A 23683-nucleotide genomic window follows, 5' to 3' on the forward strand; every position below is an offset into this window, starting at 1 on the left:
GTGTCTTGCGCTTGACGATGGTTATAGTCTTTGGTGAATACATTCTGTTCGACCACTTGATGGTGTAATGATAATCCCCATACACTTTCTTGGTGATTATCATTCATGCCCGATGGGCTATTTAAAGGTAGTGTTTTATCAAAGGTGTAAGCACTTTGGCGATCGGCAAAACGGATGACTTCAGTTTGTGTTTGGTCTTGCAAATAGAATGAGTAAAAAATACCAACTTCACTTAATAGTCGTTCTATAAATTGACGATCACTTTCATTGTATTGATTAATTTGCTCGCGTTTGGGATATTCATTTTTAAGTGTAAATTCAAATTCCCAATCTTTAAAATTATGCTCACGTAAAATTTGGCTTACAACATCAGGCACAGATTGATTGAGGAAAAATCGATGAGAGCGGATTTGATGACGTAATAATGCAAAGACAGGCTCAATAACGAGTTGATAACGCGCTTCATCCACCGAACCTGATAAACGCCGAAATTGTGTGATAACACCATGAACTTGTTTGGTGATAGGCTCTTGCGTTGCCAAATCGGTAATACTGTTAATTGGTGGGGTAAAGGATAGCGTTGCACTACGGCGCAAGAGTTGTTGTGGCTGTAAATCTTGAGCTTGGCAAGTAAAGGTAATTTGATAATGGTAGGGTTCACTTATTGCTTCGCGTCCTGTGAAGTGTTCTACATCAAGTAAAACATCACACTCTTGTACAGTAAGATGATAGCGATTGTGTCCATTAAGTAGAGTCTGAGTTGTTTTTTTTAAGTTCATAGCTGAGTTATACAAACACATCCCGTTTGTTTATTATTAACAAACTTTCGGTGTTTATCCTTGTGAAGGAGTTTTAATTGATATAATAACGTTTAATAATTGTAGATATTATTTTTCAATAATTACTTGTAAATCTTGCATAGTATTATTTAATTCTTCTTTTTTTTGTTGCTTAATAAGTTCTGATATTTGATCAACTAAATAATATGTTGGAGGGGGAAATTTAGCTATATCTATAGGAGCTTCTTTTCCTGTCGATAAATCTACAAATATAATTCCATATAAAGGTTTATATGCTATACCTAGTAGTATTATTGTATCTAAATAACTAGATGTTCCTTCAGGTTGCATAATTAATTGCATAGATTTATTTGATTTATGACCAAAGTAGATCATTCTTGATAAAAAATAACTGCTAAAAGGTTCTCGAAGTCCACTCTCTGAGTGCATAAACCATGCACGGGAATCATGTATTTGATCATCAAGCAAACTAATAACATTTTTAAGGTCTACATCTTGAGTTATTTTTCTCATTGATAAAGACATTATTTTTCTAAATATGGTACTGCTAATCGCTTTTAAACTTAGATATTCTTGTCTTTCATCTTGAGTTGTCGCTATGTAGACATACTTATTAGCAGATTGTAATGCGTTTAGTAAATTTGCTTGAGATATAACATCAGATGGAAAAATAACTTCAGGATCATTTTTACAGTTTTCTAAATGTGTTTGATATATTGATGATCCTTCACCATGCACTTTTTTAAACCATTGTGCTTCTTGTTGACATTCTACTTTTGATTTTTGGTTTATTTTTATTAGAGGCGTAGGTCTGGATACTCCTTTTAAATCTTCTAATTCAAATTTAAATTCTAAAGATGCCTCCCATAACTGACCTCTAGCATTTGTTGCATCAAAAAGTGGTGGCCCTATATTTTTATCACTTGGTTTCCAATTAGAAAGGCCAGTTATTGTCTTTTTTTCTTTATCTCTGAGTGATGTTTTCTCAGCGATATCTTTTGCTTTTTTCTCATATTCTAGAGCTAACACCGCTGTAGCTTGTCTTGAAAATTTAGCATCATAAGGTTCGACTGAAATGTCAGGGTGTTGCGGTGCATTTGTAAAAAATGGTTGATACGTTAAATTAATTTTTTCACTTTGTTTTGTACCATAGCGGCCAGTTCTCCAGGCTGTGATTAAAATAAGCTGAATTTCCATAGCATATTCTAAAGTACTCGTTACAAAACGTGGAGGTATAAAACATAAGGTTTCATTACTAGTAGCAGTAATATGATTAGATAAAGCAGGCTGTTCAGGTAAAGTATAGTTTCGCCAAGAGTTAAATTTATCTACTAAATCTTCTGATATTGCAAATTCTTTTAGAGCTGATGGAGATATTATCCGGAAAGAATATTCATTTTTAATTTCTGGTAATTGTATAAGAATATCTTCTCTAATCGCTAATGGTGCTCCTGCATCGATTGCTGCTGCATACATATCATGTAATGTGATTTGTGATAATAATTCTTTATGGTGATTCCTTGCTTTACCTTGGTCGCCTGGTGGATAACCTCCACCAATATCAGAGTGTACTCCTGGGTAAATGACTTCAACAGAATTCAAGGGATAATGGCCTTCAGGTGTTCTAATTGAGTCAACAGTAAAACATTGTCTCTGTTCATGGGCAGCAACAAGATGACAAATATTTTTGACAAGTGATGACTTTGGCAACTGTTGTGTACCACTTGCCCAGCCATTATGTCCCGTAGCGCCAGGGATAACATTAGCTAATCCCACCGCAGCAACAGTGTCAAATAAGCCTAGAAATTCAACGGAAACAGGTAAACTATAAATGGTTCCCAAAGGACACGGTTTTTTCCATGCGTGAGGTAACTCTTCAAAATGATAATTTAAAAATTGATTAAGCCAGTAAACAAAAGTACGTGCTTCTGCTGCACCTCGAGAAAATCCATAAGCGTAAATTTTTAAAGCGACAATATGCGGTTTTACTTTAGATATTTTCCATTTTAGCGGTTTAAGTAAATCGTTTAACGGTTTGACGGGATTATAGGTTTTATTAAATTTACTATATGCGGAACCAACGATTAACCCTAGACTACCCATAGCGACGGCTCCAGTCACGCCATAAAAAATATCCGTAGAGTCTAGATCGGTATTTATCATTGATTCAAAATTTAAATCTGTACTCATTTCTTTAAGTAGGTCTCGTTTATCTGCTAAAGAGAGACCATCACCTGTTACTGCATGGTAAATTGCATCACAAACTTGAATTAATCCCCAACTTATTCGAGCTTCGCCACCGGTTGCAAAAATTAATCCATCAGAATAGTACTCATCAGTGCCGATATCTGGAAAAGGGGTACCAACACCAGGAATATAATAACTATAGAAACCCTTATTCTTAACTTCATTCTTTTCAGGAGAATAGGCATGATAAAGCTTAGCAACATTAGAGGGATGTGGTGGAGTTGATGCTTTAGTATCATTGTAATTATTATTATTAGTACCATCAAAAAATAAACTCACGTGTAATGTTTTACAACATAACGCTTTTTTTTGTTTTTTAGCGTTTTGATAATATTCCTTTTCTTTATTTGTTAATTTTTCATGATTATTACGAATTTGTTTCTGAGTAAGTTTTAAGCGCCCATCTTTAGGAAATAAGGGGGAGCCCAACAAGGATCACCTTGAGATCTTATGGTTGAAATAGCTTTAGTGGCTTCTGCTTCTATAGTTTCAATAAAAATGGAGTTTATTTGCTTGGACATGTTTCTGGTTCCTCCATATCATCGGGTTCATTGACTGGATAGTCAGGGTGTCCCCATGATTTACAAGACAAGGTGATCTTGACTTCTTGGCAGGGAAAAAAATGCACTTTGACATCACAGGGGTCGTCATATTCGGGAATTTCTACCATTTTGCTATAACGACGGTAATTGGCCTCATGTAGCCTCATATATTCATCGTAGTAAGGATCGCTAAACTCGGGAATATCACCGGGATAAGCATTGGGATCGACTTCCCATTCCACTTTGACCCATTGATTCGGCGTCCACTTGGCGGGCACGACAATACAACAAGTCCCGCCACCCCCTTTGCCATAATAGCCATTGACCATAAACCAATTTACAGAAGTACCTTTGACATGATTAAAGCCGTGTAAATTCCCAGCAAGGTAGTCATCTTGTGGTTTTTTTTGGGGGAAAAACAGTGAGCTCACGGCAACAATGGCAAGAATAACACCCACGATAATAACTTTTTTACGGGTTATTTTTTCGAGCATATTGCAGGCTCCTCCATCTTTGTTGGAACCGAAATGGGGTAATTAGGGTGTCCTGGGGAATAACAAGATAATGTGATCCGAACCTCTTGGCAGGGAAGAAAATGGACTTTGACACTACAAGGCTCATCGTATTCGGGGATTTCTACCATTTTGCTATAGCGACGATAATTTGCTTCGTGTTTTTTCATATAAGCATCAAATTTGGGATCTGTCACACCCGGTGAATCTGTAGGGTAAGCATTGGGATCGACTTCCCATTCCACTTTGACCCATTGATTCGGCGTCCACTTGGCGGGCACGACAATACAACAAGTCCCGCCACCCCCTTTGCCATAATAGCCATTGACCATAAACCAATTTACAGAAGTACCTTTGACATGATTAAAGCCGTGTAAATTCCCAGCAAGGTAGTCATCTTGTGGTTTTTTTTGGGGGAAAAACAGTGAGCTCACGGCAACAATGGCAAGAATAACACCCATGACAATAACTTTTTTACGGGTTATTTTTGGGGACATACTTAGATTTCTCTATTCCTTAATGATATGCATTAATCAATGTGGCAACTCATCACTAAAACTCAACGTAATACCTTCTTCTTCATTAAAATCTAAAATGACATATTGTGATTTTTCAGCATTGGCTTGGCGTAAAAGGAGTTGCTGGCTAAGAATAGGGAGAATTTGTTGATTAAGTAGGCTATCGATATTTCGCGCACCTGTATCGGGTAATAAACAGGCATCTACAATGGTGTCGTAGAGGGTTTCTTCAACAATACCTGTTAATCGATAGTGAGTGTAAAGTCGCTTGATCACATTTTTTAATTTCATCTCAACAATAATACGTAGTGCCGTTGCATCAAGAGGACGGTAAATTAATGTTTGGAAACGAGCCAGTAGTGCGGGTTGAAAATGGTCACGTAAAATAGGGCGAAGCGTTTCTTGTAAATCGCTATCTGTACTTAATGGTGACTCTTCCAGTTGTTGCATTAAATCATCACTGCCTAAATTTGCAGTCATTAAAATAACGGTATTACGAAAATCAATTTCACGGCCTTCACCATCACGCATAAAGCCTCTATCAAATACTTGATAGAAAAGATTGAGCACATCGCGATGTGCTTTTTCAACTTCATCTAATAACACAATGCTATAAGGCCGTTTTCTTACGGCTTCAGTTAATACGCCACCTTGACCGTATCCGACATAACCTGGAGGCGAGCCTTTTAATTGGCTGACAGTATGTGCTTCTTGATATTCAGACATATTAATAGTGATTAGGGATTTTTGACCGCCAAACAGACATTCTGCCAGCGCAATGGCAGATTCTGTTTTACCTACACCACTTGGACCCACTAATAAAAATACCCCTTGAGGGCCGTTTTCAGACACTAATCCTGTTCTCGATGCACGCAGACGTTGTGCTAACGCGAGTAAAGCACTGTCTTGTCCAACAACATATTTTGATAAGTTACTTTCTAGCTCTAATAGGCCGATTTGTTCATCTTTAAGAAGACTTGAAAGTGGAACACCTGTCCAATCAGCGATAACCGTTGCTACTGTGCGAACGTCTACATCAGGGTTTAAAAGTGGTGCTTCTTGTTGTAATTGTGAGAGTTGTTGCTGTAACTGTGCCGATGTTTCGGTATTTTCGGGATCTTGTCTGCTTTCAATTAGCTGACAGATAATCTCTTTTTCTTGCTCAAAACGCTGTTCTAAGGCTTCAAGTTGAAGTGCTAATTGGGCATCTTGAGAAGATAAATCAGATAACTTGGTTTGATTGGTTAAATTACCAATAGTGATGTCATCAAGTATTGCTTTTTGTTCTAGTTCAAGTGCATAACGCTTGGCTTTAATGCGAGTGAGTTCTTCAGGTAAGGTGTCCAAACTCATTCGAATACGCGCACTTGCTGTATCAAGTAAATCCACCGCTTTATCAGGAAGTTGGCGACCTGTTAAATAACGGCGAGATAAAGTGACGGCTGCTTTTACGGCATCATCAGTGATGTGTACGCCATGATATTTGGCATAACGAGATTTTAATCCTCGTAACATTAAAAAGGCTTTTTCATCATCAGGCTCGTCAACTTTAACGATTTGAAAACGACGTTCTAATGCAGCATCACGTTCAAAATATTGTTTGTATTCTGACCAAGTGGTTGCTGCGATAGTCCGTAATTCACCGCGAGCCAATGCGGGTTTTAATAAGTTAGCGGCATCAGCACCACCAGCTTGATTACCTGCACCAATAATGGTATGCGCTTCATCGATAAAAAGTAGAATTGGTGTGGGTGATTGTTGAACGGCATCGATAACGTTTTTTAACCGCTGTTCAAATTCACCTTTTACTCCCGCCCCCGCTTGTAATAGACCTAAATCTAGAGTGCGTAATGAGGTAGTTTGTAAACTGATAGGAACATTTTTTTCAGCAATACGTAATGCTAATCCTTCAACAAGTGCGGTTTTACCTACACCAGGCTCTCCAACAAGAATAGGGTTATTTTTACGACGACGAGAGAGAATATCGACCATTTGACGAATTTCGTCATCTCGACCAAAGACAGGATCAATTTCACCCAGCCGTGCTTTTTCTGTCACATCAAGAGTGAATTTATTTAATACTGCTTGTAATGCATCACTAAGAGTGTGACCAATAATGGCGTTATCTGTCGTTGAGGATGGAGTATTGGTTTCATTATGTTGAGTAAGAGGGGCTTCAGGTAAATGATTATGTGAAGCTAACTGCTGAATTTCTGGTCTTTCATCAGATTGAGCATCAAGTAGAGGTCTTAATCGTTGTAGTTGTGTCTCACCTAATGTCATTAAAGGCCAAAGTGCATCGAGTGGAACTAATGCAGGTTGTTTTGTCATTGTGTGTAATAAATGTACACTGCGAATTTGTTCGATATCTTCATCAAGAGAAGCAATTACCCATGCATTTTTAATTAATTCTAGTAAGGATTTGGATAATTGAGGTCGGCTACGTACAGAGCGGGGCAATTTATCAATCGCATCAAGTAAGCTTTGCCAAAGTGCAGATAAATCCCATTCATAGCGACGTGCCAATACAGTGATATCACTTTCGCCAAGTTCTAGAATTTTTAATAGCCAGTGTTCAATAGTCACTTCTGCATGGGCACGGGTTTGGCATAATGAGGCCGCCGCTTCTAGCGCTTTTGCACAATAAGGATTTAAGCGACGTAATAGCATGACAGATTGATTTTCCATATTTTCTCCCAGTAATGAAGTCCCTATTGAGGGAATTTAGGTACGCTACCGCCCTTAGCCATAGACCGAGGCTCATAAGGTATACTTGTCATATTTCAAGTTGTAGCGTTGTTGGCTATGCTCATTCGCACTAGCCACATACTCCTGATACTCGTCATATTTCAAGTTGTAGCGTTGTTGACTATGCTCACTCGCACTAGCCACATACTCCTGATACTCGTCATATTTCAAGTTGTAGCGTTGTTGACTGCACTCACTCGTACTAGTCACATACTTTTGTATGCTCCTAGCAACTCATTCCTTTGTCGCCTAGCTACACCTTGAACTATTTAGAGTATTTGCTCGTTGTGCTTCAAATAGTGTTATTACAATAATTTGCTGTTAAAACAGGCGGTTAACCGCCTGTTTGTTTTGGTTTTACGCAGTGGCGCGTTCATTCCATGAATCTGAATGAATGATATTTCCGTCTTTGTATGTCCAAGTGATTTTTTCGTAACGCAATTCAACTTCTTCAAGGTGATTGTGTTTTTCTTTAGTTGGATCTTTGATGTTGTGCATCTTAGGAGCCACTTTTACGACTTTGACGTTTTCAAGCGTAGTGTTGAAATATTCAACTTCTTGGCCTGCATCATCGATGCGATACCACTTAAACTCTGCCTTTTTCAAGGTTTGCCCAGTTGTAACTGCTTTGTATAAATACGGACTGGATGCATCAATTTCTTTTACGAAGATAAATGGAGTATGGATACGTGTACCGGTTAATTTGCCGGTATTGTTATCTGTTGGAATGTACAAGTTGTGATCTTGAGCGACGACTTCAATACTGCCTTCACGATCTTGAACATTAACAGAACCTTTGATATCCGCATTACCGTCATCTTTTAACCAGAGGTATACAGGAATAGCCATAATTACATCTCCTTTCTAAGGTTTAGTTGCCACCATCCTTCAGTGGCGTAAGGTCATCAGCTAATACCTGACAAGCATCGGCTTGAGGTATCAGGCGAATTTCAACTCGACGATTACGAGCACGTCCATCGAGTGTTGAGTTATCTGCAACAGGTTGGCGCTGACCATATCCTTGCACTGCAAAGCAAGAAGGTGCGATATCACTGGTTTTAATCATCCAGTCGCGCACAGCTTCAGCTCGTTTAAGAGAAAGTTTTTGGTTTAAATCGGGGTTACCTGTGTTGTCGGTGTACCCTGAAATAACAATTAACCAACCCGGTTTCGCTTTGATATTGATAAGGGCATCAACAAGTACTTTGGTGGCTTCATTTTTTAATTCGTATTGACCAGAAGCAAAGAGAGCAAGACTATCTAAAGTCACCATTTCAGGGACTTCTTGCACAATAATGGGAGCTGGTGGCAGTGGTGGGGACCATGAACTGAGTAAAGTATGCAAATAAGGCAATATGTTATTACCTTGGTATAACGCTAAAGAGTAACGAGCAGGAATACCTTCTCGTTGCCAATGAGAAAGAAAAGCTGCATCTGAAAGTAGCTGTTTATAAGCTACTTTTTTAGGTTCTAAGTTTTCATCAGTAATACTTTTAAAGTGATGAATATCATTACCTATATCATAAATTAGCTGTTTGTTATGATGATAACTTCCTGATATTGCTCCAATAAGAAATAATCCACAGATCATGCCAACAACACCAAAGGTGTTTTCTATTTGCAGTAAGTTAACATCGTGGGTGAATTTATTAATCAGAACATCAGGTAATGGTAATTCTTCACTTTGATTGGGGGCTTTAGTAATAGATGGGAATAATGTGGTTTTATGATGAATAAATTGAGCCCAGCAGCTATTTGAAACTGTGGATACAGCAGTGAATTGTATTGCCCAGGCCACAGGAATAAGACTTGGAGCACCAGATTGAGCAATGGTAAGCAGAGGAATAAACGTATTTTTTAACCAAGCAAGTAATTGATCAATCCAGAGTGCCATAGTGAGTTGATGTTCAACGTGCTTAATGTTTTGTGATAACCATTTTGAAATAGGCTGTGTTGCTAAGTTATCAGAAACAACGAGTAATTCTTGCTGATCTTTTAAGTGAATGATCCATGGTGTAGTGTCATCAAGATGTGAATTTAGATAATCAATGGGAGAATTAAGATAAAGAGTCACCCAAAATGGCAGGGATTTACTCGCTTTTTTATTACATTCATTAATAGCTCTACGCCAATTTAATGTGTCTTGGGTAACTTCCTCTAATTGTGATAACTGTTCTGGTAAGAGAGAATATAACAGCGATAAACGGTTAAATTGAGTAGGTGAAACATCACTAATATGCTGAGTAATGTTAATCAAATCAATTGGCGATAACGCACGGATATACCAGCCTTTAGCTGTTTCTCGATAAGTTTGATTTTCTTCAAAAAGAGCTTGTGATTGACCACAAACAATAACAACATCACCTTGGTAGTTTTCAGGGGGAAGTTGGTTTGTTTGAGTATCTTTAAGATAAGGTATACTTTTTTGTTGGCGGAAAAACCAAATACATAAAGAGAGTGTGACAATACAAATAAACGCCGTCAGGAAAAAAGAGATCTCTTTACCAAAAGACCAAAATCCCCAAATTAACCATAATAGTAAGCTTGCTGAAAACAATGTAATACACTGTTTTATCCTGTTTTTTTGCATCACTTTCCTTGAATTACCCATTGTTGAAGTAAATGTTCTAATGACACAGAAAAGCCCCACCACAATGCTGCAATCACGATAAATCCGCCTAACCACCCTAGCCAATATAGGTGACGACGATTCATTCGGTTTTTGGGTTTCATTACTAAAGGTAAATCACTTGATAGGGCATAAGTGGGAAGTTGGGTATTAAGTAACTCAATTATTTTTTCTCGCTCTGGAGCATCGGTTTGGCGATATTTGCCAACAAAACCAAGCGTAATAACACGATGAAAACAGATAAGCACATCATGGTTTGGTGCTGGTTCATTTAATAGATTACGTAATCTATCCCAAAGCTTATCTCCAGCTTCTAACGTATTGAAATATTTGGCTTGTAATGGAGATTGTATCCACTGTAAGTAGCCATCATCACGCTCAGTCCGATTCATCACGCTTTCATCAATTAAGGCACACTGTGCATAAAGCATGTTTTCAATGGCAGATTGTGAGTAACCTTTTTCAGTGAGATTTTGGCGTGTTTTGTCAATATGTTCGCAAACGCGTCGATAGAAGGTTTTCCCATCAGTAATTTCAGCTCCTTGACGTAGTTGACATACCATTAACCAAGTATCAGCAAAAAGGCTATCAATCAGATTATTTTTAGCTATTTTTGTGTTAGTTATCATGAGCGAAGTACCGCAAAAAGTTCGAGTTGAATTTCACCTAATGTTCCCGGTACATAAAAGGCACAATGACCTGAAGACAACATGGCTTGGCCTGCTGAATTATTGAGTTCAAGCGCAAAATAGTGGTTTTCTAAACGTAGAGGGATAGCGGCAGGAACATGCGTTAATGGTTGTAATGGAATACCGTTAAGCGCCACGTTAACGACACTGGCAACATCGTCATTACTGCCTGCTTTACAAAGCAATGGAAATTGAGTGATCAACAAGTGAGCTGGCAATGCAGAACGTACTGAAAGATAGAAATCAGCGTCTTCGCGTAGGCGAGGATCATGCAATTCACCACGCCAGAAAGGCCCTTCTTTATCAAGCACAATACTAATCACACGAGAAGGTAAACTTGCTTCTAATAAGGTGTTAAGTAAATTGAATAATGGTGGAAAAACCTGTTCAGGAAAAGCGTGTTGATAAAGAGGAATATCACCATTTTCATGATCGAGTGAAAATGTCAGTAGTGCCCCAGCTAAACGTACTAATTCACGATAAAGAAGCTCTGGGTGGCGACCCATTGATGATAGTAATTCGCTTAATACTGGTTCAGCGCTATTAATCGCATTTAGTAGCCAAAAAAGCGAGACATCAGCAACCGCAAAATCTGCCATTTGCTCATTATTTTCGCGACGCATAGTCATTAGGCGACGGCGCTTTGCGACTAAGCGATGCATGAATTCTGAAAACAATATGGTTAATTCAGCGCTCGCACTACAACTTAATAATGGAGGAATAAAATGCTTATCTATTTCCCATGCACCTTGTGCATTGCGAATTAATCGAGCAACGGGACAAGTCATATATGCACTGTTTTCTTCATGGGCATAGCGCAAAGTAATACTGTGGCGTAATACGGCAATATCCGTTTGTTCTTGACCAACTAAATCTTGGACTTTCATCCACTCTTGATAGAACTGTTGTGGTCTATCAGAGCGACCCTCTTGCATAAGATTGCCACCATTGGCTTGCAATAAAGGTAAGGCAAGAACGATATCAAGTGTTTGATGTTGAGAGTAATGGCTGAGTTCATTGACTGGCGGTAAATTGTCAGCCAGTGTCGTATCGATCAGTGTTCCATCAGGAAAACGCACAATTAATTTTTGTGCGCTAAGGCGTGAAATCGTTAAAGCACTTTCATCAAATTCAGCACAAATCACGCCCCATGTTGATGCAATCGTCATATTGGCGATTGTGCTAATGAGATAGCTATCCCATCTTGCTTGTTGTTGAAATTGCTGAGGAGCCAAAAAGGCCCCATCACTCCAGAGGGGGCGGTATATTTTCATCCGTGCTTCACCTTATGCTTTCGCTTTTGGCATTTGAGATACTAACGAGAGATCTACATCCATTCCTTCTACTTGGAAGTGAGGAACGGCATACAGTTTCACTCTGAAAAATCCTGGATTATCTTCAATATCTTCTACAACGACTTTGGCATCGCGCAGTGGGTGAGAAGCTTGTAAATCATCACTTGGATCAGTCATTTCAGTAACTAAACCACGAACCCAATTATTTAATTCGAGCTCTAATAAACGGCGATCTTTAGTAGTACCGATATTTTCACGCTGAATTAATTTTAAATAATGAGCAATTCGTGAAAGTAGGAAGATATAAGGTAAACGCGCATTAATACGGCTGTTTGCAGTTGCATCAGCGGTATCATAAATAGCGGGTTTCTGAGCCGAGTTTGCTGAAAAGAAACAAGAATAATCACGATTTTTATAGTAAGACAATGGAATAAAACCGAGGTTGGCAAATTCAAACTCTCGTGTCTCAGGGATCATGACTTCAGATGGAATTTTGACCTGACTTCCTGTGCCTAAATCATAAAGATGAATAGGTAAATCTTTTACAGCTCCGCCAGCTTGAGGGCCGCGAATTTGTACACACCAACCATTATTAATAAAGCTTTTAACCATATTTGCAGCAAAAGCAAAGGTTGCATTTGTCCACAAATATTTTTCATGATCTGGGCCTTTTACTTCTTCAATATAATTAAAACTACGTACAGGAACGGTATCAGGACCATAAGGAAGGCGGCCTAAAACGCGAGGCATTGTTAAACCAATATAGCGGGCATCGTCAGAGTCACGGAAAGATTTCCATTTGATGTATTCAGCACGGTCAAAATAGTTGCTGATATCTTTAATGGCAGCGACTTCTTCCATAGAGTCTTTACCAAAAAATGCAGGGCCAACAGAGCCAACAAATGGCATATGTGCGGACGCTGAGATTTTTGCAATATTACGTAATAACGCAATATCTTGTGGGCTACGATCAAACTCATAATTAGAGACAATAGCTGCAATAGGCTCACCACCGGGAGTATCATATTCTTCGATATACGTATGGTGATAAAGGCCACTTTGAATAGTTTCAGGGCAATCTTCAAAATCTTGGCGTAAATCGTCTTTGGCTACATCGAGTAATTCGATTTTCACATTTTGGCGAAAATCAGTGCGATCCACTAAGAATTTTAGTCCACGCCATGCTGATTCTATTTTTTGGAAATCGGCATGATGCATGACTTCATCAAGTTGCTCACTAATTTGTCTATCTAAATCTGCAATATGGTGATCGAGTAGAGTTCTATCTAAACGTTCAACCTTTTGGCCTGAAGATTTCAAACGATCGAGAAAAACTTGAACTGCAACAGTAACGCGTTCATTTGCAGTTGTATCAGCCAGAGCACTATTGTCTTGGAAGATATTAATATCGCTCACCTGAGAAACAGGAGTGAGATTGATTTTCTCAAAGAGAGAGGCGTAAACACCGCTATTGGCGGGCTCATCAAGTACAGTTGTTGTACTTTTTGAAATACTTTCGCTATTCACTGACATAAGCATAATCCTGTAATGATAAAACCCAATTAGTCTTTTTTCGGTGCGAGTTGAGATAACTCTTCGCGTAATTCATCACTTAATGCAGGATCTTTAAGGATATTTTCGAGTTCATGGCGAAAAGTGATGTTATCAAGAAGGTTAGATTTCAAATCACGTAAGAGATTACGCATTGCCAGCATGGCGCGCAGTTGCGGTATTTGGCGAGCAACTTGTTCTGGCTCAAAATCAGCCATTTCTTTAAATGACAGATTAATATTTTCTTCGCTACCATCATTCGTTAATGTGTTTTTTACGGTAAGACTGATCGATGGAGAAAATTCAGTAAGAACACTATTGAAATTATTTTTATTAATATTGACCTTTTCTCTTTCTGAAAGAACACGTTTATCTTTTCCGTTACTGTAGTCACCAATGGCCAATAGTTTTAAAGGCAACTCAACTTTTTTCTGTGCACCACCTGTGTGCAAGTCGAGTTTTATATTTACCCGCGCTTTAGGCACTTCATTTTGAAAGCTATCTGACATAATAAAATCCTTGTATTAAAACGAATAAAGGATCTCTTGAGAGTGGGAATAATAAGTAAATCCACTACCAGGAAATTTAATTTAAGGCATGATTACTTATATTAAATTATTTTAAATAAATCAATTTATCTTAACGTTTTTAAGAGATATCTCTAAAAATAAAATGTAACAACAAATAGGAGTAAATAATTTATTAGTTTTATATTTCTATATTTATTTGCATTTTTAGTATTTATATAAAAATTATAATTTAAATATTTATTTTATTCTGTTATGGGTCGTAAAAAACATCCTTACTCAGTATTTGTACATAGAACATATATTTAATAATTTACATTAGATACTATAACACTTTTTCTAGTTTCGTTAAGTTATTAATTGGGGGTAAAGAAATAAGAATGTAAGTTAAGCCATGAAGAGTATGAGCGTAAATCACTTTGAATCTAATTGGTCAGACATTAATGAGTAATGAAAAAATATTGAGGGAGTGATAACTACGCATGTATTGATAGCGATACTCAGTGGGATGTTGCGAGTGATTACAGCATATTACATGATATTTAGCTGTTTTCTGTTTCTGGGCGCTATTACTAAACAGAAGAAAAAAATACGTGAAGGCAAAGTCCAGACAACTATGGGATTCACGATTATTTATCACTAAATCTATGATGAAAGTATTAAACAGATAAAACTGTTTTTTGAGTTCAACCGCAATAATAGAGTTAGTTATTATTGGGGTACTTTTGGGAATAATAGTTATCGTTTACGACGATAAATGCGATGTCCAATCATTGTACCAATGATCATTAATGGTGTGTTTTCACTGCTAATTATTGGATAATCATTATTTAATGGTACAAGTTTAAAATGTTCATTGTTATTTGCATCAATGCGAGTTGGCCTGTATTTCTTAAATGTTGCCTCTCTTTCATGATTAGCAGCAACAATAAATTCACCAGGATGTGGTTTTATCTCAGGATCGACAATGATTACATCTCCTGATTTAAAATCAGGTTCCATTGAGTCACCTTCTATTTTTAATGAAAAAGGAAGTGATTAAGTATCATGTGGAAATAATTAAAATTGTATTAAATTATCATATGTCTGATAAATCATGTTGTTATAGGAATAAAAATATTTTATCTATATTAATTGAAAACTAATTATTTAAATAATATGGACGCCCTGTTTGTAAAATAAAGGAATATTATGAAACTTATTGATGGATTGAAAACAGAATTAAAAGGTTTCTTCAATGAAATATCAGAAAATAACTATGTGAAGATTTTTGACACTCCTCATATATGGGGAATGCCATTTGGTAAAGAAATTATGCCAAAAGCGATAGAACGTGAGGCTGAGTTTGAACAGGCTATTACATCTATCTTAGATAAAATGCTATATCGCTGTGATATTTCATCGCTTAATGCCCCTGATGAGGAGTAGCGTAAAATTATTCTTGCTGCAATTGATAAATCTTTTTCTGAAAAGAAAGGACGTAAAGAACGCACTCAAATTCGATTTTTATTTGCACAAACACCAACAGTTTTATTAAACGGTGTGAAATATTATTTTAGTGGAACACCTGAATACCTAGCATTGAAAAAAGATCTTATTGAATTAATTAAAGAGCGTGGAAAATATTGGGAAGGGCCTGATATGCGCACTGATTATAAGAAAGGTTCCGAAAAAATGAAGGAATACCTTATAAAAAATGCGAAGAAAAAAATTCGTATGTCTCAGCAAGATGTTGTGAGCGCATGGAAGAAAATATGGAAAGATCACCCAGTTTGCCATTGGATCATTGAAGCGTTATTAAAAATAAAACTATAAAGGGGAGTTAATCCCCTTTATATCGTAAATAATAATTAATTTAGCTATTTTAGATAACCTAACGGCCAGTGTTTGAAATAAATATGATTAGCTTGCCAGTCTACTTTTTCTGTATTGTCGCTTAATAAATGGCGAGCCACAGTAAAGGCAAATTCAAAACTTACACCTAATCCTTTTGCACTGATAAATTTTCCATCGACAACTACATCTTGATCAAGATAATTGCCATCATCATATTTATCTGCCAATTTATCGCCTGTGCTGTAATTACGACCGTCAAGAAGATGGTGTGCCGCTAATACTTTTGCTCCAGAAGAGCATAGCGCACAAATATATTTATCTTCAGCAATATGGCGTTTAATAAATTGAATAACTTGTTCATTCGCACATAAACGATCAGTACCTTTAGGACCACCTGGCATCATTATTGCGTCATAGCTGTGTGTCAGTTTTTCAGTTAATAGAAAATCAGCACTGATTTTAGTTTCAAAATAAGTATTTAATACCAATGTATCCATGCAAGAAAGTACATCAACATGAATATCAAGACGGCGCATGATATCAATAAAAACAACGGCTTCGCCTTCTTCGAATCCGTCTGCTAATAAAACGGCAACCTGTTTCATTGTATTTATCCTTTATTGATTTTTAGTAATGAATGGATACTTTGAATATGATTAACAATGGTTTGCTTATCTTGTTTATCAATAGCTTCAGTAGTTGCTATCCAGCTACCGCCACATGCCACCACTTGTGGAATAGCGAGATAATCACTGACATTATTTAAACTAATGCCACCCGTTGGCATAAATTGCATTTGTGCGTAAGGTGCCGCAAGTGCTTTTAGCATTTTTATACCGCCAGAGGCTTCTGCTGGGAAGAATTTAACTAAGGTTAGGCCTCTTTCAAGGGCTACTTCTATTTGGCTTGGATTATTAATTCCCGGCACAATGTTGATGCCATTATTCAGACAATAATCAACTGTACTTGGGTTATAACCTGGAGAAATGACAAAGCTTGCTCCAGCTTCTTTTGCCATGTCTGCTTGTTGTGCCGTTAATACTGTTCCTGCGCATAAAATAAGCTCAGGAAAATGCTCATGCATTAACTTAATAGCTTTAGCTGCCGCAGGTGTACGAAAGGTGATTTCAGCAACAGGTAATTGATTTTGGGTTAGAATTTCACCCAGCCAGATTGCATCTTCTGCGCGATTAATTTGGATCACGGGGATCACTTTCAGTGAGGAAAGTGTATCAACAATTGACTGTGTCATGGTTATCCTTGATTAATGTATAGAATGAATCGGTGACTTTATGAGGGATGATGGCGCCATGGTGTTGAATAACGAGTCCGGCTAATGTATTTCCCCATAAACAGCAAGTTGGTAAGCGATTATTTTGTAGCCAAGCAGCAATAAAACCAGCATTAAACGAGTCGCCCGCTGCGGTAGTATCAACAACCAAATCAATCGGTTTGGGAGAGATATAGCCCGTATCTATGCCATCAGACCAGAAAGCGCCATGAGCACCGAGTTTGACAATCACGTTTTGATTGCCCCATTGATGAAGGCGTTGTGCAATATCTTGTTCTGTCAAAATGGGTTGTTGCCAAAGCATTTGCTCATCATCACCCGTAACTAAAGCGATATCGCTAAGCCTGTACAGTTTTTCAAACCATTCTTGTGCATGAGATATTGAATCCCATAAGCGAGGTCGATAATTTGAATCCACAATTAAAGTGATCCCACGCTGTTTAAGGTGGATTAATTGCGTGAGTAGAGACTCTTTTCCTTCCGGCGTTAAAATAGCAAGAGAAATTCCGCTGAGATAAATTACACTATTATCAGGTAGTGCATTGAGATGTGTTGTAAAACGGCTATCTGTTGCAATATAACGTGCGGCCGCATCATTACGCCAATAATGAAAACTACGCTCACCGCAGGGATCAATTTCAATGGCATATAGGCCGGGAAGTTTTTCGGGAATAGTAATAACAGACTGGCAGTTAATTCCTTCTTCTTCCCATGCTTTTTGCATTAAGGCACTGTAAGTATCAGTGCCTAAACCTGTCATATAGTACGGATGTAATGTAGGGATAAGTCGCGCTAAGTACAGCGCTGTATTTAGCGTATCACCGCCAAAGCGCTGTTGTTGTGGTAAAAACGGTTGACCACTAAGCTCTATCATACATTCGCCAATAATGGCGACAGTTCTATTTGTTTTCACAGTTTCCCATCACTTTTACAGACACGAATTTTATCCGCAACCACCGCTTTCATTGCGGCTTTGCCCGGTACAAGGTAATGGCGAGGATCACTTGCATCAGGATTATCTAAAAAGTACTGCTTGATTGCGTTAGAGAAAGCTATTTTTAGTTCAGTTGCGACGTTAACTTTACAAATACCTAAATCGATACAACGGCGCACATCCGCATCAGGAATACCCGATGCACCATGAAGAACTAAAGGGACGTCTGTTTTTTGGCGAATAATCTCTAAGCGATCAAAATCGAGATGAGGCTCATGTTTATACATGCCGTGTGCTGTACCGATTGCAACAGCTAATGAATCAATACCCGTTGCTTTAATAAATTGTACCGCTGAATCAGGATCGGTGAATAGGGCATCTTTAGCATCAACGATAAGATCATCTTCCTGTCCACCAAGACGACCTAATTCAGCCTCTACAGTGCAATCCCAATGATGGCAGAAATTGACCACTTCTTTGACGATACGAATGTTTTCTTCAAAATGAAAATGAGAGGCATCGATCATGGCGGAGCGCACACCTGAAATGACTTTATGGCAAATATCAGGAATATCTTCATGGTGATCTAAATGTAGTGCAACGGGAATTCGGTATTGCTCTGCGGCTTGTTGACAAATAGAGATCAAATAATCACTACCTGCATAAGCAAACGTACTTGGTGTACCAGCTAAAATGACGGGAGATGCCATTTCAGCAGCCGTCTCCATCACAACTTGGATAGTTTCCAAGTTGTGAATATTAAAAGCAGGCACAGCATAATTTTCACGCTGTGCTTTATTGAGCATATTACGAGTAGAAACCAGATACATGTTTGCCTCTCATCTTTCGTTTAATTACGAATTATAATAAACGAAAGAAATAGAAAGGTAAAAGATCTAAATCACATTTTTATTCCCTTCGCACTGAAAGCAAATGAAAGGTAGTTAGAAAAAATGTGCCATTTTTGAACTATAACTGGTGATCCCTTTGCGTAATAAGTTATTTTTAGGTCGTCTTGACTGTCCTATTACGGTTTCAGTGACTTTTTGTGCTAAGGTCTGTTTTTCTAAACGGCGAGTTAATGGGGTTTGCTGAGTTGTATAATCTTCACAAAAAATGACAGTTACCTCTTGTGTTGCTTTCACTCCAGTTACTAAAGCTTGGATAGATGGAATTTCGAAACGAAAGTTATCTTTTTCGATAGGTAAAGGAAGTGAAGGCGTTTGCCATAAATTGATACGATCAGCACAATAGAGCGCGATAATCACAGCACGTAATGACCAAAAACTACTGGCTGGCCCACTGTAGTTATCGACCAAACGAGGATCGTGAGTAAATAAGCCTTGAGTTGGTGCGCCATTTTTTAATGCACCTTGAGAAATAAAATAACGTAAGCTACTTTCAAAGGCGCGTTTTGCCTCACCTACTTTGACTGAAGGGCAATGCAAATCGACGCCCGCTAATAATGGCGCAGAAACCGCAAGGCGATAGCAGGCACTTCGACCAAAGAAAGGAATACCTTTGGGAGTCATAAAATAAAGGTAGTGCTGATTAAAAGTATTAAGTGATTGAGTAATAAATGTCGAATCAAATTGAGGGTCGATTTGCGCTAACCAATACAGTGAATAGTAAAAACCCCACGCATTGTAGTAATCATAATTACCTTTTGCGCCATCACGAAACCATCCATCACCAACATAAAACTCTTTTAATCGTTCATAACGCCAATGGGCAATTGTGTCTTTTCCTGTGAGTGCTTTAATGACAAATTGGACGGTAAGAGGGAAGAAATGCCAATTATTATCAACAATTTCACAATGATTAACTTGTTCGAACCAAGCAATAATTTGTTGTTGTGTTGCTGGTGCTAATGTATCCCAAACCCATTCACGGCTTATCCAAAGTGTGAGCGCTAAATCAGATGCTTCACAAATTCGTTGATCGTAATTTTCAAGTTTCCCCCAATATCCTTTATGAAGTGGATCAGTACCATGAATAAAACTTTGTTTGATCATTAATGGTAAATTAAATGCTTGCTGATTTAATCCCATCAACGTACTTTTTTTGCTGCTAACTATCCATGCTGCAAGTAGAGGAAGTACTCTGCTAACACCTTCAAGAGCATCCGTTCTTGCTGTTTGTTGCCCGGGACTTCCGGGATAATAAGCATGGGAATAACCCCAGACTTGATAATGATGAAAAGCCTGAGTGACATACTGTGTCAACATTTCGCATAAAGAGAAAAGAGACTGATTTTCATCATTAAAAAAGTGAGTGATCGTTTTATCATAGCGACGATAAGCTGATTTTCTGACTAATCGTCGAATGATATTTTCCTTAAATAAGCGTTGATAGATTTCTACGTTTGGGTGCTCATAAGGGAGTTTTGGACGTGCTGAAGATGCAATTTTAATAGCCATTTTCGTATCTCAGAAAAAAGACGCATCCTTGCGAAACAAAACGGAGGTTGAATATTAAGGTTTTGCAGAATCCACTAATATTTGATAGTGATCTTGCCCCCAAATAACGGGCTTTGGCTTATCTTTGATCCACTGGTAATACGCATTTTTTAGCTCTGTAACTTTTTGTGGGTTTTGTTTGGCAAGATCAATTGATTCGGACGGATCGTTTTTATCGTTAAAAAGTTGAGGCTGATTTTTCCCGTCATCATAAAAATAGAGCGCCCATTCACCGTCGCGTACAGCCCAAGCACCTTTAGAGAGTTTTTCTAAATTAGGATTTGTAGGCGGTGTTTTACGTTGATAGGTTATCCATTGATGATATCCATGCCAAAATTCTTGGTTTTCCTCACTGTAATGTTTAGTGCCAGGACCGGCCCAATAAAGATAATTGTGAGGGGATTTTGTTGTTTCACCTTTGAGTAAAGGCATGATGTTTTTCCCTTCAACATTTAGATTGTCAGGAATAGTAATACCTGCTGTTTGTAGCGCAGTCGGTAAAATATCAAGTGCGGAGATCATCTCATCACTTTTTGTACCAGCAGGAATAGTGCCGGGTTGATAGGCAATGAAAGGTACTCTGACCCCACCATTAAACATTTGTCCTTTAAAGCCTCTATCCATTGCATTCATTGGCATTGGTGATTCATTAACTGCACCATTGTCGGATAAGAAAAAGATAAGTGTATTTTCTAATTCACCATTTGCTTTTAATTTTGCAAGAATTTGACCAATACCTTCATCGGCTGCATTTAATGCTGCAAAGTATTTATCTGCTTCAACATTACCAGTATCAAATTTTTCCATATATTTCGCAGGTGAGGCTTGTTCCAACGGAATATGAGGAACGCTATAGGAGAGATTAATAAAGAATGGTTTATCTTTATGTTCATCAATAAATTTTAAGGTCTCATCCGTTAATAAATGTGTGGTATAGCCCGGAGCTGGAACATTGACACCATTACGCCAAAATGCAGGCGAATTCCATAAAGCCACACCCGATGCGTAATAGCTAAAGTCATAATCAAAACCTCGTTCATGAGGTGCGTAACCCACTTCTGGTGTTGAAATCATGTTGTCGTGATAATCGCGAGTTTGTTTACTTTCATTAATTTTCGGTTTGCGGATCACTTTTGCATTGTGCCATTTTCCAATGCTGGCTGTGGCATAGCCATTTTCTTGGAAAAGTGAAGGCAATAGTTTGATATCTTTGGGAATACCTAAAATGGCATCATCATTACTGTAAGTACCAAAGCTTGCAGGAGAACGGCCCGTAAAAATACCTGCTCGAGAAGGGCCACAAACAGGATGAGCAACAAATGCATTGGTCATTTTGGCACCATTTGTAGCCATTTGACTGACATTTGGCATTGCAATGCGTGCAGCTTCAACCATCTTATTGATATCGCCTTCATAACGTGGCGGTGTCGGTCTTTGTGCTAATTCATCAACATTTAAGGTATCCAGTACAAAATCAAGCTGTCCTGTTCCTAAATCATCCATCACTATCAGTAAAATATTCGGCTTTTCAGGTGTACCACCTGCATTGGTAGTGATTGGGATGCTTAAACATGATGTAGCAATCAGCCCAGTGAGTAAGCTTTTTTTAACAGAAGGTAAGATCACGGATTGTCTCCAGAATAAACAAGATAAAATAAAAAGAGTTACTTTAAGTAGTTTTTTTTCATCGCAGGAAGTGCATCACTAGCAAGGCCTCCGCGCGAAATAGCTTGTTGCATTAATTGCATGCCTATCGCGGTATGGTGAAATATTTTTTTATAAGAGCGACATAGGTAGTTATGGCGATGTTTTTCACCTTCAATAGCAATAATGCGATGTTTAGGGCAACCGCCGTAACATAAGCTTTGCACTTCACACTGTTTGCAAAGGCTAGTTTGTTTATCATATTTATTTTGGCCAAAGCGCTGCTGCTGTTTTGATGTGGCTAAATGAGCAAGACTATTTTGATGAATATTGCCCAAATTATTGGCGGGATAGACATAGTGATCGCAAGAGTAAACATCACCATTGGCTTCAATGATCAATGCCTGACCACAGGTTTTAGATTGAATACAGGTTGATGCGGGATATCCCATCCATGTGCCTAATAAACTATCAAATAAGCGGATATATATTTTCCCGATATCGCCTTGCCGTACCCATTCATCAAATACTTCAGCCATAAATTGCCCATAGCCTTCAGCCGGAACAGAAAATGGTGCTAATTGTGCATTAGGGCCCGGCGCATAATGTCCTCCGTGAGTATGAGGAAAGCGTCTATCGACTTCGACAATGGGAATAAATTGAAAGAAAGTGGAACCTAATTCTTTTAAGGCTTGATAAGTTTCTTTTCCTTTATTCCAGTTTTGGTCATTAACGACAGTGAGTGTGTTAAATTCGACGCCATATTCATTGAGTAACTTAATTGCACGTTTTACTCGTTCAAAAGTAGGGCTTCCATTGACTGAAATACGATATTTATCATGAACAGCTTCAATACCATCAATTGAAACGCCTAATAGAAAGTGATTATCAGCAAAGAATTGTGCCCATTGGCGATTAATAGCAATTGCATTGGTTTGTACACTATTTGTAATTGTCTTGCCGTTAGCAAATTGCTTTTGGTATTTGACAACTTGCTCAAAGAAAGCCAATCCTGCAAGCGTTGGCTCTCCACCTTGCCAAGAGAAATCAACCTGATCTCCACCGTGTGACTGAATATAGTCTTTAATATAACGACGAAGTACACCATCTGGCATCACGGTATGGCCTGTCTCTTTTTTTTCATCTTGAAAAATATTTTCTTTTTCCAGATAAAAGCAGTATTCACACTTAATATTACAGTGGTAGCTTGTAGGTTTTGCCATCATATGAAAATAAGCAGGTTGATTTAATGCCATTAGTCATTTCCTGAGTTTCTTTTTTATCCTGTTACATTACGTAAAATTTATCAAAACAAAAGAGATTAAAATCACAAATACGAAACAACGAAAGTAAATGAAAGATTTTTTCGAAAGATAAATACTGTTTTTTTCGATAAAAATACTTTCGATTCGATACTATTTCATATTCTATTGACTATTTGAGCTATTTAGTTTGATTTGT

Annotated in this window: 21 protein-coding genes and 1 pseudogene; 2 read left to right on the forward strand and 20 right to left on the reverse strand. The window is 38.0% G+C overall.

Annotated features, from left to right (window positions below; translation table 11 throughout):
• From GWI68_RS13305 to GWI68_RS13365, 13 genes and pseudogenes are all read right to left on the reverse strand, one after another.
• Positions 1-779 (reverse strand): type VI secretion system Vgr family protein (locus GWI68_RS13305; protein ID WP_166540620.1); only part of this gene is annotated, 779 nt, incomplete at its 3' end.
• A 108-nt stretch (positions 780-887) separates the two neighbouring features.
• Positions 888-3476: a DUF2235 domain-containing protein gene (locus tag GWI68_RS13310; RefSeq protein ID WP_166540601.1), complete on the reverse strand. Its 2589-nt coding sequence runs from the start codon at positions 3474-3476 to the stop codon at positions 888-890.
• Between the two features lie 76 nt (positions 3477-3552).
• Positions 3553-4083, reverse strand: a complete 531-nt coding sequence (locus GWI68_RS13315) for a DUF3304 domain-containing protein (RefSeq protein WP_166540602.1) — start codon at positions 4081-4083, stop codon at positions 3553-3555.
• A complete protein-coding gene (locus GWI68_RS13320) occupies positions 4068-4598 on the reverse strand; it encodes a DUF3304 domain-containing protein (protein ID WP_166540603.1) in 531 nt (176 codons plus the stop codon). Before GWI68_RS13320 ends, GWI68_RS13315 begins: the two co-directional genes overlap by 16 nt.
• Before the next feature lie 36 nt (positions 4599-4634).
• Entirely contained in the window at positions 4635-7307 is a 2673-nt protein-coding gene (gene tssH / locus GWI68_RS13325) for a type VI secretion system ATPase TssH (protein WP_166540604.1), read from the reverse strand.
• Positions 7308-7379: 72 nt separating this feature from the next.
• Positions 7380-7577: a hypothetical protein gene (locus tag GWI68_RS13330; protein ID WP_166540605.1), complete on the reverse strand. Its 198-nt coding sequence runs from the start codon at positions 7575-7577 to the stop codon at positions 7380-7382.
• A 147-nt stretch (positions 7578-7724) separates the two neighbouring features.
• The gene (locus GWI68_RS13335) at positions 7725-8216 is read right to left on the reverse strand and encodes an Hcp family type VI secretion system effector (protein ID WP_023583757.1); all 492 of its coding nucleotides are present in this window, start codon (positions 8214-8216) and stop codon (positions 7725-7727) included.
• Between the two features lie 22 nt (positions 8217-8238).
• Complete coding sequence (locus GWI68_RS13340) at positions 8239-9957, reverse strand: OmpA family protein (RefSeq protein ID WP_243733386.1); 1719 nt, start codon at positions 9955-9957, stop codon at positions 8239-8241.
• Positions 9957-10625: a type VI secretion system protein TssL, short form gene (tssL, locus tag GWI68_RS13345; RefSeq protein WP_166540607.1), complete on the reverse strand. Its 669-nt coding sequence runs from the start codon at positions 10623-10625 to the stop codon at positions 9957-9959. The genes GWI68_RS13340 and tssL overlap by 1 nt, the downstream gene beginning before the upstream one ends.
• The gene (tssK, locus tag GWI68_RS13350; RefSeq protein ID WP_166540608.1) at positions 10622-11959 is read right to left on the reverse strand and encodes a type VI secretion system baseplate subunit TssK; all 1338 of its coding nucleotides are present in this window, start codon (positions 11957-11959) and stop codon (positions 10622-10624) included. Before tssK ends, tssL begins: the two co-directional genes overlap by 4 nt.
• Positions 11960-11971: 12 nt before the next feature.
• Positions 11972-13519, reverse strand: a complete 1548-nt coding sequence (tssC, locus tag GWI68_RS13355) for a type VI secretion system contractile sheath large subunit (RefSeq protein ID WP_166540609.1) — start codon at positions 13517-13519, stop codon at positions 11972-11974.
• A 23-nt stretch (positions 13520-13542) separates the two neighbouring features.
• Positions 13543-14040 carry a type VI secretion system contractile sheath small subunit gene (gene tssB / locus GWI68_RS13360; protein ID WP_166540610.1) on the reverse strand — a complete coding sequence of 166 codons (498 nt, stop codon included), beginning with the start codon at positions 14038-14040 and terminating at the stop codon, positions 13543-13545.
• Positions 14041-14796: 756 nt separating this feature from the next.
• Positions 14797-15087 (reverse strand): annotated as a pseudogene (locus GWI68_RS13365) (S24 family peptidase); the annotation flags it as partial.
• 162 nt (positions 15088-15249) lie between these two features.
• Between GWI68_RS13365 and GWI68_RS20175 the strand changes: the two are divergent.
• Both GWI68_RS20175 and GWI68_RS20180 read left to right on the forward strand, forming a co-directional pair.
• On the forward strand, positions 15250-15486 hold the full coding sequence (locus tag GWI68_RS20175; protein ID WP_208105196.1) for a hypothetical protein: 237 nt from the start codon (positions 15250-15252) through the stop codon (positions 15484-15486).
• Between the two features lie 114 nt (positions 15487-15600).
• The gene (locus GWI68_RS20180) at positions 15601-15873 is read left to right on the forward strand and encodes a hypothetical protein (protein ID WP_208105197.1); all 273 of its coding nucleotides are present in this window, start codon (positions 15601-15603) and stop codon (positions 15871-15873) included.
• A 44-nt stretch (positions 15874-15917) separates the two neighbouring features.
• Here GWI68_RS20180 and GWI68_RS13375 read toward each other — a convergent pair whose 3' ends face one another.
• From GWI68_RS13375 to GWI68_RS13405, 7 genes are all read right to left on the reverse strand, one after another.
• Entirely contained in the window at positions 15918-16499 is a 582-nt protein-coding gene (locus tag GWI68_RS13375; protein WP_166540612.1) for a DJ-1/PfpI family protein, read from the reverse strand.
• A gap of 5 nt (positions 16500-16504) precedes the next feature.
• The gene (locus GWI68_RS13380) at positions 16505-17146 is read right to left on the reverse strand and encodes a bifunctional 4-hydroxy-2-oxoglutarate aldolase/2-dehydro-3-deoxy-phosphogluconate aldolase (protein ID WP_109407524.1); all 642 of its coding nucleotides are present in this window, start codon (positions 17144-17146) and stop codon (positions 16505-16507) included.
• On the reverse strand, positions 17127-18098 hold the full coding sequence (locus tag GWI68_RS13385; protein WP_166540613.1) for a sugar kinase: 972 nt from the start codon (positions 18096-18098) through the stop codon (positions 17127-17129). The genes GWI68_RS13380 and GWI68_RS13385 overlap by 20 nt, the downstream gene beginning before the upstream one ends.
• Positions 18095-18949 (reverse strand): tagatose bisphosphate family class II aldolase, encoded by an 855-nt coding sequence (locus tag GWI68_RS13390; protein ID WP_166540614.1) that lies wholly within the window; start codon positions 18947-18949, stop codon positions 18095-18097. Before GWI68_RS13390 ends, GWI68_RS13385 begins: the two co-directional genes overlap by 4 nt.
• Positions 18950-19063: 114 nt before the next feature.
• Entirely contained in the window at positions 19064-20539 is a 1476-nt protein-coding gene (locus GWI68_RS13395; RefSeq protein WP_166540615.1) for a DUF2264 domain-containing protein, read from the reverse strand.
• A gap of 54 nt (positions 20540-20593) precedes the next feature.
• The gene (locus tag GWI68_RS13400; protein WP_166540616.1) at positions 20594-22204 is read right to left on the reverse strand and encodes a sulfatase-like hydrolase/transferase; all 1611 of its coding nucleotides are present in this window, start codon (positions 22202-22204) and stop codon (positions 20594-20596) included.
• A 38-nt stretch (positions 22205-22242) separates the two neighbouring features.
• A complete protein-coding gene (locus tag GWI68_RS13405; RefSeq protein WP_109407519.1) occupies positions 22243-23478 on the reverse strand; it encodes an anaerobic sulfatase maturase in 1236 nt (411 codons plus the stop codon).
• Between the last annotated feature and the right edge of the window lie 205 nt (positions 23479-23683).

The organism is Proteus sp. G2669 (assembly GCF_009915245.1).
Lineage (GTDB): Bacteria > Pseudomonadota > Gammaproteobacteria > Enterobacterales > Enterobacteriaceae > Proteus.